We start from the raw sequence: 18,193 nt of genomic DNA on the forward strand, positions 1-18,193 counted from the left end.
TGCGGGTGTTGCGCACTTCACTCGCCCGTCGGTGGAGCGCCCTTTTTCTGTTGGGGGGGGGGGGGGGCGGGGCCCCCGGGGCCCCCCCCCCCGCCCTGCTTCAGGCCTTGTCGCGGACGGCGACGATGCCGTTGAAGACCCCCACGTACGCGGTGCCGTCGGGGCCGATGGTGATCGGCGCCCAGTTGTTGTCGTAGGACAGGCCGGTGCCGGTGAAGCGCGAGAAGGCGCGCTTGCCGGTCCGGAAGTCGACGGCCGTCAGGTACCAGGCGTCGATCCCCCAGACGCTGGGGCGCTTCTCGTAGAAGTAGAGCAGTCCGTTGGCCGTGGAGAGCTTCGGGACCGTGGAGGGCGAGCGGACATCGCTCTCCCAGACGGTGTCGCACCCGCTGCCGTCGGCGCGGACGTCGACGCGGGTCGCGCCGCCGACGACGCTGCGGCCGAGCAGGAGCGTGCTCGGGTTCTCGTAGCCGTAGTTGTTCTCGACGACGAGGCTGTTGCCCCAGCTGATCAGGGAGTTGTCGGTGGTGGAGGCGCCGGAGCCGAAGACCGGCACCTTGCAGACGAGCCGGTCCGCGGCGGGCACGCCGGCGCCCCTGCGGTAGACGAGGACGTTCATCCGGTCGTCGGCGTTGTCGGTGATCGCGACGTACTGGTCACGGTCGCCGAAGAGGTCGGGGGTGGTGCCCGAACCCTGGTTCACCGAACCGGGCTTGGTGCCGGTCCCCCGGTCGTACGTCTCGCGCCACTGGACGCGCGGGAGGCCGTCCGCGTCCGCGCGGAAGCTGTACAGGGCGTGGTCGGTGACAATGGAGACACCGTCCTCGGCGACGGAGAAGGAGTTCTGGATCTCCTCGCCGTCCAGCCGGATCACGCGCAGGGCGCCGGTCGCGGGGTCGACCGTGCCGACGCGGCCCAGGCGGGTCACCCACCAGATGCGGCCGTCCCAGTCCGGCATGACGGAGGTGACGGGGTCGCAGACGCCGCTGGGGAAGAGGTTGGTCCAGGTGACGCAGTCGTGCGGGACGAGCGACGTCAGGTCCCAGTCGTTCTCGACCGTGAACTCCCAGGCCCCGTCGGCCTTCTGGCGGTGCGCGATGCGCAGGACGTGCTGGCGGGAGTCGGCGAGGACGACCCGGTCGCGGTCGTCGAGGTAGAAGTAGGCGCCGCCGGAGGTGTCCTTGAAGATCTTCTCGAAGTCGAGGCGGGTGATGGCCTCGACCGTGGAGGACCGCTGCGGCAGCTTGTACTCGGCGAGGGTGTCCAGCGTGCGCGGGTCGAGCAGCTTCAGGAGGAAGCCGCTGAACGTGCCGCAGACGGTGACGAGACGGCCACCCGCGTCGAAGGTGACGGTGGCGCACTCGCCGCCCACCGCGGCGATCTTCGCGCTGCTGACCTCGGGGTCGCGCCCGAGCGGCCCGGAGAAGGGGTGCGTGCCGCTGCCGGCGCCGTCGGCGTGCATCCCGCTGCGGCCGTTGGGCGCGAGGTACGGGTGCTGGGCGGGGCCCTTGCCGGGCACCGGCCGCGCGGTGGCCGGGGCGCCCTCGTAGTGGTCGACGAGCCGGTGGCCGGGTGCGAGGGGGATGTCCTCGGCGGCCTGGACGACAGGCGCGCCGCCCGCCAGGAGGATCGCCGCGAGCGCGGTGATCAGCGCGAGAGCGCGTGCGCGTCTGCGGGGCGGTGGGGTGGTCAATGCGGCTCCTCGGGTTACTGACGGGTGTCGCGCCGGCGGCCGACGCTAGGCCCGAGTGCGTGAAATGTACATGGCATCGCTCTGCGTTTCACGGGCAGTTCACGATGCTGAAACGATCAAGGTCGGAGGCTGGAGAACTCGTCGAAAAGCGGCGCCCCGGAGCCATGGGGTGACCAGCACTCTGAGTGACGGCCGCAGTAGCAGTTCGGCTTCTGCCTGGCCGTGCGGGGGACCCTCGGCCGTCCCACCGATCGGCCCAGAAGGACGAGGCTGCGGCGCGGGGTTGCCAGTTGCGAGCATTCGCCCCGGGACCCCGCTCGCCGTCACGCTCACCGGTGGCAACCGTCACGACGTGGCCCGGCGACGGCGGCTTCGGGCCCGACGGCGGTCTGGCCTCGCTCACCGACGGTCGGCGTGCGACGGCGGCCCGGATCATGGCTGTACCTGGTGTCGGGCGGCTGCACGATGCAGTGGCATCTGCCATGGCGCGCAATCCCCCTGGCCCTCAAGGCCTCCTCAAAGAGCGGCGCAGCCCGGCGTCTCCGTGGTCACCGCGAAACTCGCGGGGACTGCCCGGACGTTGATCGTCTCGGCGCGAGCCCTCTCCGGGGTCGACCTCTCGTTCATCCGCGAGCCTGCGAGCTCTGCAGGTCGATCGATAGATGGACGGTGGTCGAACACACCGGAAGACCCGCGGAGTGGGAACCGGGCCGCCCCGTGCATGCGGTAGCTCCCGCGGCCGGAGCACCCGAGGGGGCTTCGGCCGCGGGAGCACGGGTGGTGAGCGGGACCGGTCAGCCGATGGCGATGCCGTCGAGCAGGAAGATGGTCGACAGGTAGGTGTCTTCGGTACCGGCGAACTCCAGCTTCACCGTCTGCCCCTTGTGGGCGGACAGGTCGACCGTCTGCTGGACGTATCCGGAGCTCGCGTTGGCGTTGGAGTAGGTGGCCAGCGTGGTGCCGTTGACCTTGACCTCGAGGGTGTCGTAGGCGGTGGAGCCGGACTCCTGGGTCGTGACCTTCAGCCAGAAGGTGAGCTTCGGGGTGCCGGTGGAGGGCACCGCGATGTTCGACTGGGACAGGGACTCGACGGCGTCAGCGCCGTAACCCATCATCCAGGCGTACCAGGACCCGTCACGCGCGGCCTGCAGAGACGAGTTGGTGATGATGTCGTCGCTCTGGATCCAGCCGCTGGTGCCCTGCTCGAAGCCGCCGTTGGCCAGTGCGTTCCCGCTGGGGGGCGTGGTCGGCGAGGGCGTGGGGGTGGACGGCGAGGGGGTGGGGGTGCCCGTGCCGGGGTCGGGCAGTGCGGTGCCGACGCTGACGGCGGCCCACGCCTTGGAGACGAGGTAACGCTCTTGGGAGTTGGTGCCGTACAGGTCGGCGGCGGCCTGCAGGGTGGCGGTGCGGGCGCCGGCGTAGTTGGTGGTGGAGGTCATGTAGGTGGACAGCGCCCGGTACCAGACGGCGGCGGCCTTGTCCTTGCCGATGCCCGCGAAGGTGTCGTTGTTGCAGGTGGTGCCGTTGTGCGAGCGTCCGCCGATGGTCTTCGCCCCGGTGCCCTCGGCGGCCAGGTAGAAGAAGTGGTTGCCGATGCCGGATGAGTAGTGGACGTCCACCGAGCCGGCGCTGGAGTTCCAGCAGGACAGCGAGTTGCCGTCGGCGGCCGGGTTGTCCATCCGGCGCATGTAGCCGCCCGACATGTTGAGCTTCTCGCCGATGTAGTAGTCGCCCGGGTCGCCGGTGTTGCCGGCGGAGAACTCGACCATGGTGCCGAAGATGTCGCTGGTGGCCTCGTTGAGGCCGCCGGACTCAGCGGAGTAGTTGAGGTTGGCGGTGGCGGCGGTGACGCCGTGGCTCATCTCGTGGCCGGCCACGTCGAGCGCGGTGACCGGGGTGTTGCCGTTCTGCGAGGAGCCGTCGCCGAAGAACATGCAGAAGCAGTCGTCGTCGTAGAAGGCGTTCAGCAGGTTGGTGTCCATGTGCACGTACGCCGGGGCGCCGCGGCCGTCGTTGCGGATGCCGGAGCGGTTGAAGGCGTTCTTGTAGTAGTCCCAGGTCTTCGCCAGGCCGTAGGAGGCGTCCACGGCGGCGCTCTCGCGGCTGGAGGTGGTGCCGTTGCCCCAGGAGTTGGTGGTCTTGGAGAAGGTCCGGGCGTTCTGCTTCGGGTTCGACTGCGGGCTGTTGTAGGAGTCGTAGACGATCGTGCCGCCGTGCGCGGCGTCGGTGAGGGTGTAGCTGCTGCCGGACTGGGTGGTCTCGATGGAGACCTGGCCGACGGTGACGCCGTTGCCGGTGCCCGTGACGCTCTGGTGCAGCTCGTACTGGTCCAGCGGCGCGCCGCTGGTCGCGTCGACGATCACCGCTTCCCGCGAGGCCGGGCCGGTCTCGCCCGCGCCGGTGACGGTCGAACGGTAGGCGAGGACGGGCACCTTGCCGACCGCGTACACCACCAGGGTGCTGCTGTCCTTGCTTCCGGCCTTCGCGTGCTTCACATGCTTCGCGTGCTTCACGGCCTTGGCCGAGGCGTCGGCCGCCGTCAGCTTCGGGGTGGTGCCGGCGATCCGGATCGCGCCCCAGTGCGCCAGGTCCGAGCCGGTGATCGTGCCGTCTTCGGTGAGGTGCACCACCAGGTCGCCGCCGATGACGGACAGGCCTCTGTAGGTGCGGTCGTAGCGCACGTGCCGGGTGCCGTCGGCGTCGATCAGCACGTCCTTGGCCACCAGGCGCTCGTCGGGGCCCAGGCCGAGCTCGCGGGCGGTCGCGGCCGCGTTCCGGTCGGCCGTGCGTATCGCCTCGCCGCGCGCGTCGGCCGTCGTCGCCTGGAACCCGGCGCCGGGGCGGGCGGCGGAGCCACCGGCGGCAGCGGTGGGCTGGGGGGCCGCGCTGGACTGGGTGGCCACCATGGTCACGGAGCCCAGGGCGAGGGCTGCCGCGACACCGGCTGCCAGGGCGTTCTTGCGGTTCATCGCAATCCTTCCGCCGGGCCTCGTCGGGGATGTGCCGCAGAACGTCATCTACGGTGCGGGGGGTGTTCGGCAGCGGTTGGCCCGGCTGTGGCCATGAGGCTAGGGACGCGGGAGGCAGCCGACATCGGGGCAACCCCTTGATCTGGACGGGGAGGCCCGGCGGGCGCACCATGGCCCGATGCCAGACTCTGCGTGGATGAACGCGTCCCACGAGGCCGGTCCCGTGCTGCCGGTGGTGCCGGAAGACGTGCACGGCACCCGCCGGGTGGTCCTGTTCGGGCCGCCCGGAAGCGGCAAGACCACGACGGCCGGGGCCTTGGGGCGACGGCTGGGCCTGCCCGTCCTACGGCTGGCACCGCGTCCGCAGGACGCCCAGGTTTCCTGTGCCGGCCTGCTCGAACTCGCGCTGGCCCTCCAAGCACTGCCCGCCGCAAGGGAGCTGACGGCGGGACTCGACGAGGGCACCGACCAGCCGGGCCCCCCGGACGGTGCCGGTTCGGCCCTGCGGCTGCGTCGGCAGACCGCCGCTCTGCTGCGGGACGCACCACCCATGACGCTGGTCGTGGACAACGCCCAGTGGCTGGACCCGGCCAGCGCGGCCGTCCTGGGCTGGGCACTCCGCCTGACCCCGGACCTTCCCGTCATCGCGGCCGAGCGCACCTGGCGCCCGGAGACCGGAGGCCACTGGAGCGGGGAGGACGCGTACGCGGTGCGCATCCCGCCCCTGACGGCCCCTCAGGTCGCGACGCTGCTGTCCCCGTACCGGCTCGCCCCCCGAGAGGTCACGCGCATCCACACCCACAGCGGAGGCAACCCGGCACTGGCCCTGGCACTGGCCGACTCCTCGCGCCCACTCCCGGACCGGGATGGTGGAAGCGAGTCGGCCCTGCCGCCGACGGCCCGCCGACTGGTGGGCGAATGGCTGGGCACCGTGTCGAGGGAGGTCAAGGAACTGCTGACGTTCGCCGCGCTCGACGACCGGCCCGACCTCGACCTGCTGAGCGCTCTCGCCGGCCCGGCAGCCGAAAGTCTCCTGGCCGAGGCCGAGGCGGCCGGACTCATCGACCTCCAACAGCCCGGCGGAACGTTGCGGTTCACCGCCTCCGCGATCGGCACCGAACTCGTGGCCCGGCAGCCGGGGCACGCGCGCAGGCTCCTGCACGCCCGCTTGGCCGAGGCCAGCCGCGACAGCGTCCGCCGCGACCGGCACACCGCGCTGGCGGCCGATGCCGACGACCCGCGGTCGGCCCGCCACGCCGCCCGCGCCGCCGCCCGCGCCCGGCAGCGCGGCGACCACGCACTCGCGGCAGAGCTCTCCCTCCTCGCCGCCCAGCGCACCCCGCACGACAACGGCGACCTGCTCATCGAACGGGCCCTGACCGCCGTACGCGACGCCTCCCACTACGGCGACCTCCCCCGCGGCCGGGCCGCCGCCCGCCTCATCCTCGGTCAGGACACCACCCCGGCCCAGCGCGTCGGCGCCCTCGTCGCCCTGATCGACGCGAGCGGCCGGCACCTGCACAGCGCGGACGAACTGTTCGCCGACGCACGGCACGCGGCGGCCGGACGACCCGACCTCACCGCGCAGATCCTCATCCGCCAATCCATCTGGGCCAACGTCAACGAGGGCAACCCCCACCAGGCGTGCGCCCTGGCCGGCCGGGCCACCGCCCTCGCCGAGACCGCCGGCGACACCACCACCACCGTCATGGCTCTCACGATGCAGGCCCGCCTCCAACGCGTCCTCGGCCACCCCGACGCCGCGACCACGCTCGCCCGCGCCCTGTCCCTGCCACGCGCCGCCTCCATCCCGGTCAACGGCACACCCCAGCACCTCGCCGCCCGGCACGCCCTCTTCGACGACCGCCCCGAGGAGGCCCGCACCGCGCTGCTCCCCCTGCTCGTCAAAACCGAGCGGGCGGGAGACGCCGAGGCGACCGTGGACATCCTGCGCAGTCTCGCCGAGGCCGACCTCCGCGCCGGACGGTGCGCCAGGGCACTCGATCACGCCCACCGCGCCCAGGCACTCACCGACGTCACCGCCCTGTCACCCTCACCGGCCTGCTACACCACCGCACTCGTCGAGGGCACCGCCGGGCGCACCGACCTCGCCCTCCTCCACGCACGCCGCGGAGTCGACACCGCCCGACAGGAGGACAACAAGGTCTTCCTCTCCCGCAACCTCTACTCCCTCGGTCACCTCCTCCTGACCACCGGCCGCCCCAAGGAAGCCCTGGAAGCCCTGGTGGAGGTCCGCACTCTGGAGGAACTCCAGCAGGTCCACGACCCCTCTGTCCTGCGCTGGCATCCCGAACTCGCCGAGACCCTCGTCGCGCTCGGCCACCTCGACCGGGCACAGAGCCTGCTGGACGACACCCGCCGCACCGCGATCGACCTCGGCAGGGACACGGTCCTCCCCCCGCTCGAACGCGCCCAGGCGCTCCTGGACGCCGCCCGCGGCGACTACGACACCGCGGCCCGGCGCCTCACCGACGCGGCCGAGCATCTCCGCCTCCTCCCCCTCGAACGCGGCAGGACCCTGCTCGCACTCAGCCACACCGAACGACGCGGACGCCGACGTGCCAGCGCCCGCACCGCCGCGCAGAGCGCCGCCGACCTCTTCGCCGCCCACCAGGCACATCCCTGGGCGGAAACCGCCGCGCACACCCTCAGACGGCTGGAAGCCGCCCCCACGGACGACAACGCCCACCCCCGCCTCACCTCCGCCGAACAACGCTGCGCCGAACTCGCCGCCGCCGGAACGAGCAACCGCGACATCGCCACCGCCCTCACCGTCAGCGTCAAAACGGTCGAAGCGACCCTCACCCGCGTCTACCGGAAACTCGGCCTGCACTCACGCGTCCAACTCGCGCACACCGTCACACCAGCACATGAGTGACCCGCCCGGACGGCTCCAGGAGCCGCCGGGTTCGGTCGCGTACCGGGCGAAGACGTCTGGCCTGCACCACGGATCGTCAGAACCCTTGCCCATCCATCCGCGACCATCGCGCAGGCCACACAAGAGCTGACTTCGACGACACGATCACGAAGCTGACGTACCCGATCCGTGGCCCTGCCACGACGCATGGCGAGCACCGGATCGGGGCGTCAGCGGTGTCGACGGATCCGGTCGGCGTGGTCGGGGAGGACCGCGCGCACGTCCTGCTCGAAGCGACGGGCGGTTGCCGCCTGCGGTGTGCGGCGGGCCGAGTCCGCCAGGACGGGTGCGGCGGCCTGCTGCCGGACCCCCTCGCTCCAGCGGCGGCAGTAGTACCCGCACGCGGCCACGGCAGGGGCGGCTCCGGGCGACTTCACCCAAGGGTGTAACGTGCGGTACATTCGGGCACCGGGTAGGCCGTTTCTGTAGCGATGGGCGGCCGGGGCGCCCGAGACCATGGACGGCTCGCCGGAGCCGGCGCTGCGTGCAGGAGGACCGACATGGGCGGCACACTGGCCGACGAGATCCGCAGTCGACTCGGGGAGCTCAGCCCTGCCGAGCGCAAGGTCGCGCGGGTCCTGCTGGCCGGATATCCCGCGGCGATCTTCGAGACGGTCGCCACGATCGCGGAGCGCGCCTCCGTGTCCGCCCCCACCGTGCTCCGCTGTGCTTCCCGGCTCGGCTACCGCGGCTTCCCCGACCTGCAGGCGGCCCTGCGTGCCGAGCTCGAGGCGCGGCACGCCTCACCGATCACCCTGTACGAGAGCGCGGGTCCGGCGAAGGCGCAGGAGCCGTCCGCCGGGCAGCGGGGCGAGGACGACGAGCCGGTCGCGGGGCGCTCCCTCGCTCTCGTACAGCAGGCCCTGTCCCGGACCTTCAGTGAGGTCTCCCCCCATGAGTTCGGCCTCGCGGTCAAGCTCCTGAGCGACCCGCGCCGCCGGATCCACCTCATCGGCGGGCGCTTCACCCACCTGCTCGCGGAGTATCTGGGGCTCCACCTGATGCAGTTCCGCGACCAGGTCGCCTTCGTCCCGGAACGGGACGTCGAGCGGGCGGCGTTCCTGACCCAGCTGGCGCGCCGCGACGTGACGGTCATCTTCGACTACCGGCGCTACGAGGGCGACAAGGCGGTCATCGCGGAGCTGGCGCGGGAACGCGGCGGTAAGGTCATCGTCTTCACCGATCCGTGGCTGTCCCCGAGCGCCAGCCATGCCGACGTCGTCCTCACCAGCCAGGTGAACTCCGACTCGCCCTACGACAGTCTGACGCCCACCCTTGCCCTCATCGAGTCCGTCGTCGCCGCCACCCTGGGCGAACTGGGCGCCGAGGCGCACCAGCGGATGAAGGACGCCGAGGCCGTCGCGCGGCGCACCGGGCTGCTCTGAGGGAGGCGGTCCGGGATCAGTCGAGGGCTCCGTTGACCGTCGCCTTCGGGATCGCGATGTTCGGGACCTCGTACTTGCCGAGGATCTTCTGATAGGAGCCGTCGTCCATCAGCGACTGCAGGGCGGCCCGGACCGCTTCCGTGAGGCCGGCCTGGTCCTTGGACATGCCGATCCCCATGGGTGATGCGCTGTACTCACCGACGGCGGCTCGGCCCGTCACCGTGGAGAAGGCGTTGCCTCCGTCCGCGGTGGACGCGACGTACGCGGCGGTGACCTCGTCCAGGTAGTCGGCGACGACCTTGCCGCTGCGCAGGGCGAGTTGGGCCTCGGAGTCCTTGGAGAAGGTGAGGATCCGGATGGGCGGCAGGCCCTTCGCCTCGCAGAGCTGCTGGCGCTGCTGCAGGAGCTTCTGGTGGTTGGTGCCCGTCTGCACGCCGACCGGCTTCCCGCACACGTCGGTGACGACGGTGATCCCGGCCGGATTGCCCTTGGCGACCAGCCAGCCGGGCCCCGCGTTGAGGTAGTCGACGAAGTCGACGGACTTCTGCCGCGCCTTCTTGTCGGTCATCGCGGACATGACGGCGTCGAACTTGCCGGCCTGGACGGCGGGGAGGATGCCGTCGAACTTCTGCGCCTTGAAGTCGAACCGCACCCCGAGCCGGGCCCCGATGGCCTGCCCGAGGTCGTAGTCGATGCCGGTGATCTGCTTGCTGCCCTCGTTCACGTACATCTCGAAGGGCGGGTAGGGGATGTCCGTGGCCACGCGTACGGTGTTCGTGGTCCGGATGCTCTCGGGGAGCATCGCGTGGAGCTTGGGGTCGGGCTCGACCGTGAGGTCCGGCAGGACGGCGACGGGGCCTGCCGTCGGCCGGGCGTCGGTGGTGGTGCCGGAGTCGGTGGTGCAGGCGGACACGGCCAGGGCGGCGACGGCGGTGAGGGCCACGGCCGGAGTGACGTGCGAGCGCATGACGGTTCTTCCTTCGGTGGGCATGGCGGGTGAAGGCGGGACGTGACGGGCCGCGGGCTTCTGGGTCGGACGGGGTCAGACCAGGTCGACGCGGCGCGCGGTCTCCTCGCCTCGTTTCATGTGCTGGTGTGCGCCGTCGCCGAGCTCTGTGACGAGAGCGGCCACCAGGGTCTCGATGACGGCGAGGGTGGGAACCAGACTGTCGTAGGGAGAGTGCGCGTCGACGCGGTGTGACAGCACGATGTCGGCGTGCGTGGTGGTGGGGGAAAGCCACATGTCCGTGAACACGATGACCTTGCCTCCGCCGTCCTTCGCCAGCTGGACGATGACGAGCTTGTCCTTCTCGTAGCGCCGGTAGTCGAACACGACGACGACGTCGCGCTTGGTGAGCGTGGCCAGGAGCGCCGTGCGTTCCACGTCCCGGTCGGGCAGGAAGCGGATGTCGTCGCGCAGCTGCATCAGGTGCAGGCCCAGGTAGCGGGCGAGCAGGTGGGTGAAGCGTCCTCCGACGAGGGTGATGCGGCGCCGGGGGTCGGACAGCAGGGTGAGCGCACCGGTGAAGTCGTGCCGGGGGATGTCGGTGAGGGTCTGGGTGAGGGCCTGGGTGAAGAGGGTGTCGCTGTGCGCCACGAGGCCGTCCGTCGAGTGTCCGTAGGCTCCGTCGCCGGCGGTCTCGTAGAGCGAGAGCGGTGAGGCGCTGCGCTCGTCGAGTTCCTTGCGCAGCGCGGCCTGGAAGTCGGGGAAGCCCGTGTAGCCGAGGCGGGTCACGAACCGAAGGACGGTGGGTGCGCTGACGCCGGCGCGTTCGGCGATCGTCGCGACCGTCTCGAATCCGGCGGACGGGTAGGACGCGAGCAGGATGCGGGCGACCTTTCGTTCGGCGGGTGCGAGGTGGCCGAGCTTGCGGCGGATGTCGTCGGCGATGGGGCTGGGAACCACGGGGAGACTCTCTTCGGTCCTGCGCACGCCGGAACGGTCGCGCAGGTGGTGCGGGGCGGGCCCCGAGGCGTGCACCGGACGCGCACGGGGCCTTCGCTCAGGAGGGTGGAGCGGGAGTCACCGGGGCGTGATGCTGATCCTCATCCCGATCAGCGTCTGCGCGGTGGCGCCGTCACCGGTCCAGGCGGAGAAGCCTCCGGCCTTGCTGAAGGTGACGTCGAAGCGCGGGCCGGACTCGAAGGTGGTGGCGCTCGCGGTGTTCTGCGCGCGGGTCGAGGCGAGCGCGCGGGCGGTGGTACGGAAGGAGTAGGGGGTGCCGTCCGGGTCGGCGGAGGAGTGGAAGACGTCGGTGTTGGCGGGCACCGGCGTCGTGCTGCCGGGTGTCAGGGGCTGCTTGCCCGGTGCGGGCCGGGGCGTCCAGGTACGGGCGTCGTACCGGTCGTGGTCGGTGAGGTAGGTGTAACGGGCGCCGCGCAGGGTCCAGCCGGCGGCCGACGTGTGCGCGCGGGCACCGCGCAGGTCGAGGACGGCGACGCCGTTGGGCCCGAGTACGGTGAGGTGCTCGCGCGGGGTGCCGGGATCGTCGACGACCAGGGCGGTGTTCTCCTCCAGGGCGTAGACGCGGTCGTGTCCGGTGTCCGCGGCGAGGCGCAGCGCCCGTCCTTCGCGGCCGTAGGCTCCGGTGTGGGTGTCGATGAGTCCGGAGCGCAGGAAGCCGAAGCCGCCCTCGGGAATGTAGGCGAGCCGGGCCGGGTCCTCGTAGTAGCCGGGGGCGCTGCCGTCGCGGAGGCCCTCGTAGGATTCGCCGCCGCTGACCATGTCGGCGCCGGAAGCGATCTGGGCTCCGGCCGAGGATCCGGCCACGACGGCTCCGTGGGCGAGCTTGGTGCGGATGGCGGCGAGGACCTTGGAGTCGGTGTGCCGGTCGCCGTGCAGGAGGGTGGTGAGGTACCGGTACTGGTCGCCACCGCCGAAGAAGAACCCGCTCATGGAGTCGATCTGGGCGACGACTGCGTCGGAGTCGGCGTTGGCGACGTGGTCGATGTCGAGGGGGATCCACTGGGCGTCCGCGGCGCCGTGGCGCTTGAAGAGGTCGGCGTAGTAGGCGCCGTTGCAGGCGGAGTTGCTGCACAGCTCGGGGTCGCCTGCGTGGGGGTCCTGGCTCTCGGGGACGGACGCGGCGGTGATGACGCCGATGCGGGCGGCGCGGCCGCCGGCACGCTTGATGATCTCCCCGTACACCTGCTCGTTGTCGTCCTTCAGACCGCCGCCGATCAGGACCAGGGAGCCGTGCGGCTGCTGCGGGCGCTCGCTGAGGGCGTGCGCCGTGGGGGCGGTGGTGAGGAGGGCAAGGGCGATGCTGCCCGCGAGGACGGTGCGGCGTGCCGTGCCGGAAGGTGCGCGCATGGGGCTCTCCATGGGTGAGGTGGTGGGGTGACGGGGCCCGTCGACCGGCTTCGGGCCCGGTCGCCTCCGGCATCGCGCGGGTAGGGCGATGCCGGAGGGACTGCGGGGTCAGGCGGTGTTGCGCGCGTCGCCGAGCGCGGCGACCAGATCGGCGAGCAGCGCGATGCGGTGCGGGACGCTGGAGACGTCGAGCCACTCCTGCGGGCTGTGGTCGGCGCCCCCGATGGGGCCCAGGCCGTCCAGGATGGGCACGCCCATGCCGGCGATCAGGTTGGCGTCGCCCACTCCCCCGGTGGCCGCGGCGCCGAGCGAGACGCCGACGGCGGAGGCGGCCCGACAGGCGTTGTCGAGCATGCGGCGCGAGGCGGGAGTGTCCTCCATCGGCGGGCACAGGTCGAGCTGCTCGACCTCGACCGTGGTGCCGGGCACCGCGGGGTGGTCGGCTATCTCCTGGATGGCCTGGGTGACGCGCCGTACGTCGGCCGTCGTGGCTGCCCTGACCTCGATGCGCAGTTCGGCCTCGGGGCAGACGATGTTCGCCCTGGTCCCGGCGCGTACCACGCCGACGTTGACGGTGACGTCGTCCCAGTGCCCGTTGAGGGCCTGGATCTGCACGACGAGGTGCGCCGCGGTCAGTGCGGCGTTGGCTCCGCGCTCCGGTTCGATCCCGGCGTGGGCGGCCCGCCCCGTGACGGTGAGGCGGAAGTCGGCCACGCCCTTGCGGGCGATGACGAGGTCGCCGTTCTCCCGGGCGCATTCGAGGCCGAGCCCGTAGTGCATGCCGCGGGCGGTCTCCTCGATGAGCTCCCGGCTGGCGGGCGAGCCGATCTCCTCGTCCGGCGTGGCGAGGAGGACGAGCTCGTCGTAGGTGTCCACGCCGTGGTCGTGGAGGAGTTCCAGGGCCGTGAGGCCGGCGAGCAGGCCTCCCTTGTCGTCGCTGACCCCGGGGCCGTTGGCGATGCTTCCGGTCAGGCCGAAGGGACGCGCGGCCGCGGTCCCCTCCTCGAAGACGGTGTCCATGTGGCCGGCGAGGAGGATCCGCTGGCCGCCGTCGGACTCGGCGAGGGCGCCCTTCTTCCGGGCGACGAGGGCGTCACCCGCCTGGAAGCCGTGCCGCCCCGGCGGGAAGGCCACGCGCTCGACGGCGAAGCCGAGGCCGGTGAGCCGGGTCTGGACCCAGTCGGCGACTCGGTTGACCCCGTGGGGCGTGTACGAGCCGGAGTCGATGGAGACGAGCTCTTCGAGGTCGTGCAGGTAGCGGGCCTGGAGGGAACGGGCGCCGTCGAGGAGTGCCGCGGCGAGCTGCCGGCGCGGAGGCGCGCTCACAGGACCTTGGACAGGAAGGCGCGGGTGCGTTCCTGCTCCGGTTCGACGAGGACCTGGCGAGGGTCGCCGGCCTCGACGACGACTCCTTCGTCCATGAAGACGGCGGTGTCGCCGACCTCGCGGGCGAAGCCGATCTCGTGGGTGACGACGACCATGGTCATGCCGTCGGCCGCGAGCTGCCGCATGACGTCCAGGACGTCCCCGACGAGCTCGGGGTCGAGGGCGGAGGTCGGCTCGTCGAAGAGCATCAGCTTCGGCCTCATGGCCAGCGCCCGGGCGATGGCGACCCGCTGCTGCTGGCCGCCGGAGAGCTGGGCCGGGTAGTGGTGGGCCCGGTCGCCGAGGCCGACCTGTTCGAGGAGGAGATGTGCCTGCTCGCGGGCGTCGCCCTTGGACACGGAGCCGACCTTGACGGGTGCCTCCGCGATGTTCTCCAGGGCGGTCATGTGCGGGAAGAGGTTGAACCGCTGGAAGACCATGCCGATGTCCCGGCGGCGTTCGGCGACCTCGCGTTCGCGCAGTTCGTGGAGCTTGTTGCCGTGCTGGCGGTAGCCGACGAGTTCGCCGTCGACGGTGAGCTTGCCGCCGTCGATCTTCTCCAGGTGGTTGATGCAGCGCAGGAAGGTCGACTTGCCCGAGCCGGAGGGGCCCAGCAGGCAGCAGACCTGGCCGCGCTCGACGGTGAGGTCGATGCCCTTGAGGACTTCGAGCTTCCCGAAGTGCTTGCGGACGCCTTCGGCGCGCACCATGGGGGTGCTCATCGGTTGTGCTCCTTGTTCTTCTTGCCCAGCCGCTCCACGGTTCCGCCGAGCAGGCGGCGGAACGGCGAGACGTGTCCGGCGCGGGTGGTGCCGCGTCCGTACCGCCGCTCCAGCCATGCCTGGGGCACGCTGAGGAGGGTGACGAGGGCCAGGTACCAGAGGCTGGCCACGATCAGCATGGGGATGACCTGGTAGTTCTGGGCGTACACGTCCTGGATGTTGGACATCAGGTCGTGGGCGGAGATGACCGAGACCAGTGCGGTCATCTTCAGCATGTTGATGGTCTCGTTGCCCATCGGCGGGATGATCACCCGCATGGCCTGGGGCAGGACGATCCGGCGCATGGTGAGTGCGGGTCGCATGCCGAGCGAGTGGGCCGCTTCGGCCTGGCCGGGGTCGACGGACTGGATGCCGGCACGGACGATCTCGGAGGCGTAGGCGGCTTCGTTCAGTCCGAGGGCGAGGAGTGCGGCGATCGCCGGGGTGAGCAGGGTGTTGGTCTCCGCCTGGAAGAACGTGATGCCGGTGAACGGGATGCCGATCTTCACGTAGTGGTACAGCGCCGCGGCGTATCCCCAGAAGATGATCTGCACGAGCAGGGGGGTGCCGCGGAAGACCCAGACGAAGGCGTTGGCCAGGCCGTACAGCACGGGGCTGGCCGACAGGCGCATGACGGCGATCAGCGTGCCCAGGCCCAGGCCCAGGAGCATGGCGGCGGCGGTCAGCCAGAGCGTGGTGGTCAGACCGTCGAAGATGAGGTCGGCGAAGAGGTAGTCGCCGACGACGTCCCAGTGCAGGTTGTCGTTCTTCGCCAGCGAGCCGATCAGGCCCACCAGCGCCAGGAGCGAGACGACGGCAGCGATCCACCTGCCGTGGTTGCGGACGGGAACGATCTCCAGATCCCGCATGCCCGGCGCACTGGTCGTCGTGCGGTCGGCGGGAGACTTGATGTCGGTCATGCTCAGTCCACCGACGCGTTCTTGGTGGCTTCCTTCACGAGGATGGAGCCGACGCCGTACTTGTTGTAGATCCGCAGGAGGGTGCCCTCGTCGATGAGGGACTGCAGCGCCTTCTGGACCGCGTCCGTCAGCTCGGGCAGCTGCTTGTTGATCGCGATGCCGTTCGGCGTGGCGTCGTAGCCGCCGGACGCGGCCGGGTCCTCGACCAGGTCGAAGGCCTTGCCGGCGTCGGCGGTCTGGGCGACCCAGCCGGCGGCGGGCTTGGTCAGGACCTGGGCGACGACCTTGCCGGAGCGCAGGGCGAGCTGGGCGTCGGAGTCCTTGGGGAAGGTCTGGATGTCGATCTGACCCTTGCCCGCCTTTCCGCAGTCGTCCTGATGGGTCTTCAGCAGGTCGAGCTGATGGGTCGCGGCCTGGACGGCGACCTTCCTGCCGCACAGGTCGTCCAGCGTGGTGATCTCGGCGGGGTTGCCGTCGGCGACCAGGACGCCGGAACCGGACTGGGAGTAGTCGACGAAGTCGACGACCTTCTGCCGCTCCTTGTTGTCCGTGATCGCCGACATCGCCGCGTCGAACTTGCCGGCCTGGATGGCCGGGACGATCCCGTCGAACTTCTGCGGCGTGAACGCGAAGGTGACGCCGAGCTTCGCGCCGAGCGCCTGGCCCAGGTCGTAGTCCAGACCCGTGAGGGTGCTCTCGCCCTCCTTCACGAACATCTCGAACGGCGGGTAGGGCACATCGGTCGCCACCCGGACGGTACCGGCTTTCTTGATCTTGGCCGGGAGCAGGTCGTGGAGCGCTTGGTCCTTCTTGATCTCCACGCCGGCGACGACGACCTTTCCGCCGACTGCCGTGGCGGTGTCGTCACCGCCTCCGCAGGCGGAGAGCGTGGCGAGGGTCGTGGCCGCCAGGGCGGTGGCTACGACGCGGTGGGCAAGGCGAGCGTTCATCGCGGTGGAACCTCTCAAGGGGGAACTCTGCCGACGGATTCCAGCCGTCAGCCGCACATCAGTGAAGTTACAGATCAATCAGTGGGTTGACTAGATGTACCTCACGTTACGTTCACGTAACGCGCCCACTTTCCCGCACTTGTGGGGCTCCTTACTGCAGATTCATGACTCCGGGACGGTCACGGCACAGCAATGTCGCCGTACATCTTCCCGTCAGACGCGCTGGCTTGTAAGTTCCGCTACCAATCTCATCGGTTCTCGGCCAAGCGACATCCAGCCGACCGACGAGGCACCCTTTTCCCTCCCTCAGGAGCCCCCATGTCGTCACGCCTGCCCCTCGTCACCACCGCCGCGGCGGTCGCGCTGCTGTCGGTCGCCCTCACGCTCACCGCCCAGGAGCCCGCCCACGCCAGCGCGAACAGGAGCCGTCTCGGCAACGCCTCGGACGTCAGCCGCACGTCCTGGAACGGGCCGGCCTTCACCATGAACGGCGCCGGAGCCGTCATCCCCGCCTCCATGAGCCGGGCCGTCAGCGACATCACCGGCGGCACGGGAACGATGGACGTGGTCGTCCTCGCGGGCTCGGCGCCGACCTCGGGAAGCGCGACGCCCGAGTGCGACACGGTCATGACCCTGACGGGCGTGAACTCCTGTACGACCTGGACGCTCACCGCCGCCGCCGACGGCAACAACAGCCAGGTCAACACCGATGTGCGCAACGCCGAGTTCGTCTACTTCGCCGGCGGCGACCAGTGCAAGTACTCCGCGTGGAAGGGCACCGCGCTGGAGGCCTCCGTCGAGTCGGTCGTCGCCAAGGGCGGCGGATCCGGCGGCGGCAGCGCCGGCCACCACATCAACAGCCCCGTCGTCTACGACGCCTGCAACGGCAGCGTCACCAGCGCCGAGGCGCTCGCCAACCCCTACGACCGGTACATCAGCTTCACCACCGGCATGTTCCAGTGGCCGAACTACGCAGGCGTCATCAACGACTCCCACTTCGTGACCCGTGACCGGATGGGCCGCACCATGTCCTTCCTCGCCCGTGCGGTGAAGGACGGCCTCACCCCCGGCGGCGCGGCCTGGGGCGTCGGCGTCGAGGAGGGCGGCGGCTCGCTGTACCTCGACCGCAACGGCATGGCCACGCAGTACGGCAAGGACGCCTACGTCGTCCTCGCCGACCACCAGCCCGAGCAGGCCGTGGACCGCAAGCCCCTGACGTACTCCGGATTCAAGATCTGGCGCCTGACGCCGGGCTCGACCTTCGACTTCAAGAACCGGCCCACCTGCGGCTACTACCTCCGCAGCGTGAACAACGGAGTCGCCGACGCCAACCTCTACACCGGCACTCCCCAGACGAACTGCGGCAGCCAGGGCGGCGGCGGCACACTGGCGGAGACCGAGCCGAACGACACCCGGGACGCCGCCGACGACGCCACGACGCTCGCGTCGCCCGGGGCCGTCACGGGCTCCATGAAGTCCACGACCGACCGCGACTACTTCACGATCAGCCTGAACTCCGGCCAGACCGCCTCGGTGAACTGCGCCGTGCCCAGCGCCTACGACGCCGACCTGTACTGGCTCGACGCGACCGGCAGCACGCTCGAGCGCTCCGTCAACAACGGCGCGGGCTCGGACGAGTCGGTCTCGTTCACCCGCACCACCGCGGGCGCCGGCACGTACTACCTCGAGCTGGAGGCGTACGCCGGCTCGGGAACGGCCTCCTACAGCTGCAGCGTGACCAAGAGCTGACCCCTCCCCGCGGCACCGCACGCCGCACCTAGCGCTGCACTCCTCGAGGACGCACGGTGGTCCGCGGCCGCCGGGCCGGCGCCCGGAGGGGCACGCGCCCGCGCGCCGCCGCGCGCGGGCGGGCGCGGGGGCGGCGGGGGCCCGCCGGGG

General features: G+C 71.0%; 13 protein-coding genes. 3 read left to right on the forward strand and 10 right to left on the reverse strand.

All coding sequences use genetic code 11. The annotated features are described in order from the left end of the window. Positions 1-100: 100 nt before the first annotated feature. Together ACFV2S_RS16095 and ACFV2S_RS16100 are read right to left on the reverse strand one after the other, a co-directional pair. On the reverse strand, positions 101-1,693 hold the full coding sequence (locus ACFV2S_RS16095) for a hypothetical protein (protein WP_385558647.1): 1,593 nt from the start codon (positions 1,691-1,693) through the stop codon (positions 101-103). Between the two features lie 794 nt (positions 1,694-2,487). Further along, the gene (locus ACFV2S_RS16100) at positions 2,488-4,662 is read right to left on the reverse strand and encodes a M4 family metallopeptidase (RefSeq protein ID WP_385558650.1); all 2,175 of its coding nucleotides are present in this window, start codon (positions 4,660-4,662) and stop codon (positions 2,488-2,490) included. Positions 4,663-4,858: 196 nt separating this feature from the next. Between ACFV2S_RS16100 and ACFV2S_RS16105 the strand changes: the two genes are divergently transcribed. Further along, the gene (locus ACFV2S_RS16105; RefSeq protein WP_385558653.1) at positions 4,859-7,561 is read left to right on the forward strand and encodes a LuxR C-terminal-related transcriptional regulator; all 2,703 of its coding nucleotides are present in this window, start codon (positions 4,859-4,861) and stop codon (positions 7,559-7,561) included. A gap of 209 nt (positions 7,562-7,770) precedes the next feature. Here ACFV2S_RS16105 and ACFV2S_RS16110 read toward each other — a convergent pair whose 3' ends face one another. Continuing rightward, positions 7,771-7,977, reverse strand: a complete 207-nt coding sequence (locus ACFV2S_RS16110) for a hypothetical protein (RefSeq protein ID WP_385558960.1) — start codon at positions 7,975-7,977, stop codon at positions 7,771-7,773. A 123-nt stretch (positions 7,978-8,100) separates the two neighbouring features. Here ACFV2S_RS16110 and ACFV2S_RS16115 point away from each other — a divergent pair, with 123 nt between their 5' ends. Continuing rightward, positions 8,101-8,985 carry a MurR/RpiR family transcriptional regulator gene (locus tag ACFV2S_RS16115; RefSeq protein ID WP_385558656.1) on the forward strand — a complete coding sequence of 295 codons (885 nt, stop codon included), beginning with the start codon at positions 8,101-8,103 and terminating at the stop codon, positions 8,983-8,985. Between the two features lie 16 nt (positions 8,986-9,001). Here the strand turns inward: ACFV2S_RS16115 and ACFV2S_RS16120 are convergent, their stop codons facing one another. From ACFV2S_RS16120 to ACFV2S_RS16150, 7 genes are all read right to left on the reverse strand, one after another. Next, positions 9,002-9,952 (reverse strand): ABC transporter substrate-binding protein, encoded by a 951-nt coding sequence (locus ACFV2S_RS16120; protein WP_385558659.1) that lies wholly within the window; start codon positions 9,950-9,952, stop codon positions 9,002-9,004. Between the two features lie 75 nt (positions 9,953-10,027). Continuing rightward, a complete protein-coding gene (locus tag ACFV2S_RS16125) occupies positions 10,028-10,891 on the reverse strand; it encodes a MurR/RpiR family transcriptional regulator (protein ID WP_385558662.1) in 864 nt (287 codons plus the stop codon). A gap of 117 nt (positions 10,892-11,008) precedes the next feature. Then, a complete protein-coding gene (locus ACFV2S_RS16130) occupies positions 11,009-12,298 on the reverse strand; it encodes a cyanophycinase (RefSeq protein ID WP_385558665.1) in 1,290 nt (429 codons plus the stop codon). Positions 12,299-12,406: 108 nt separating this feature from the next. Beyond that, positions 12,407-13,624 (reverse strand): M20 family metallopeptidase, encoded by a 1,218-nt coding sequence (locus tag ACFV2S_RS16135; RefSeq protein WP_385558668.1) that lies wholly within the window; start codon positions 13,622-13,624, stop codon positions 12,407-12,409. Beyond that, on the reverse strand, positions 13,621-14,373 hold the full coding sequence (locus tag ACFV2S_RS16140; protein ID WP_385558945.1) for an amino acid ABC transporter ATP-binding protein: 753 nt from the start codon (positions 14,371-14,373) through the stop codon (positions 13,621-13,623). The genes ACFV2S_RS16135 and ACFV2S_RS16140 overlap by 4 nt, the downstream gene beginning before the upstream one ends. 8 nt (positions 14,374-14,381) lie before the next feature. Further along, complete coding sequence (locus ACFV2S_RS16145) at positions 14,382-15,344, reverse strand: amino acid ABC transporter permease (RefSeq protein WP_385558671.1); 963 nt, start codon at positions 15,342-15,344, stop codon at positions 14,382-14,384. Between the two features lie 2 nt (positions 15,345-15,346). Then, positions 15,347-16,294, reverse strand: a complete 948-nt coding sequence (locus ACFV2S_RS16150) for an ABC transporter substrate-binding protein (RefSeq protein ID WP_385558674.1) — start codon at positions 16,292-16,294, stop codon at positions 15,347-15,349. Positions 16,295-16,612: 318 nt separating this feature from the next. On the opposite strand from ACFV2S_RS16150, the gene ACFV2S_RS16155 reads away from it, so the two are divergent. Next, entirely contained in the window at positions 16,613-18,043 is a 1,431-nt protein-coding gene (locus ACFV2S_RS16155; protein WP_385558677.1) for a pre-peptidase C-terminal domain-containing protein, read from the forward strand. The last annotated feature ends 150 nt before the right edge of the window (positions 18,044-18,193 follow it).

The organism is Streptomyces sp. NPDC059695 (assembly GCF_042733785.1).
Lineage (GTDB): Bacteria > Actinomycetota > Actinomycetes > Streptomycetales > Streptomycetaceae > Streptomyces.

Bases quoted from the DNA above. Each gene is read 5' to 3' on its own strand.
- ACFV2S_RS16100 (WP_385558650.1), bottom strand. From the start codon at position 4,662: ATGAACCGCAAGAACGCCCTGGCAGCCGGTGTCGCGGCAGCCCTCGCC.
- ACFV2S_RS16105 (WP_385558653.1), top strand. From the start codon at position 4,859: ATGAACGCGTCCCACGAGGCCGGTCCCGTGCTGCCGGTGGTGCCGGAA.
- ACFV2S_RS16115 (WP_385558656.1), top strand. From the start codon at position 8,101: ATGGGCGGCACACTGGCCGACGAGATCCGCAGTCGACTCGGGGAGCTC.
- ACFV2S_RS16120 (WP_385558659.1), bottom strand. From the start codon at position 9,952: ATGCGCTCGCACGTCACTCCGGCCGTGGCCCTCACCGCCGTCGCCGCC.
- ACFV2S_RS16130 (WP_385558665.1), bottom strand. From the start codon at position 12,298: ATGCGCGCACCTTCCGGCACGGCACGCCGCACCGTCCTCGCGGGCAGC.
- ACFV2S_RS16140 (WP_385558945.1), bottom strand. From the start codon at position 14,373: ATGGTGCGCGCCGAAGGCGTCCGCAAGCACTTCGGGAAGCTCGAAGTC.
- ACFV2S_RS16145 (WP_385558671.1), bottom strand. From the start codon at position 15,344: ATGACCGACATCAAGTCTCCCGCCGACCGCACGACGACCAGTGCGCCG.
- ACFV2S_RS16150 (WP_385558674.1), bottom strand. From the start codon at position 16,294: ATGAACGCTCGCCTTGCCCACCGCGTCGTAGCCACCGCCCTGGCGGCC.
- ACFV2S_RS16155 (WP_385558677.1), top strand. From the start codon at position 16,613: ATGTCGTCACGCCTGCCCCTCGTCACCACCGCCGCGGCGGTCGCGCTG.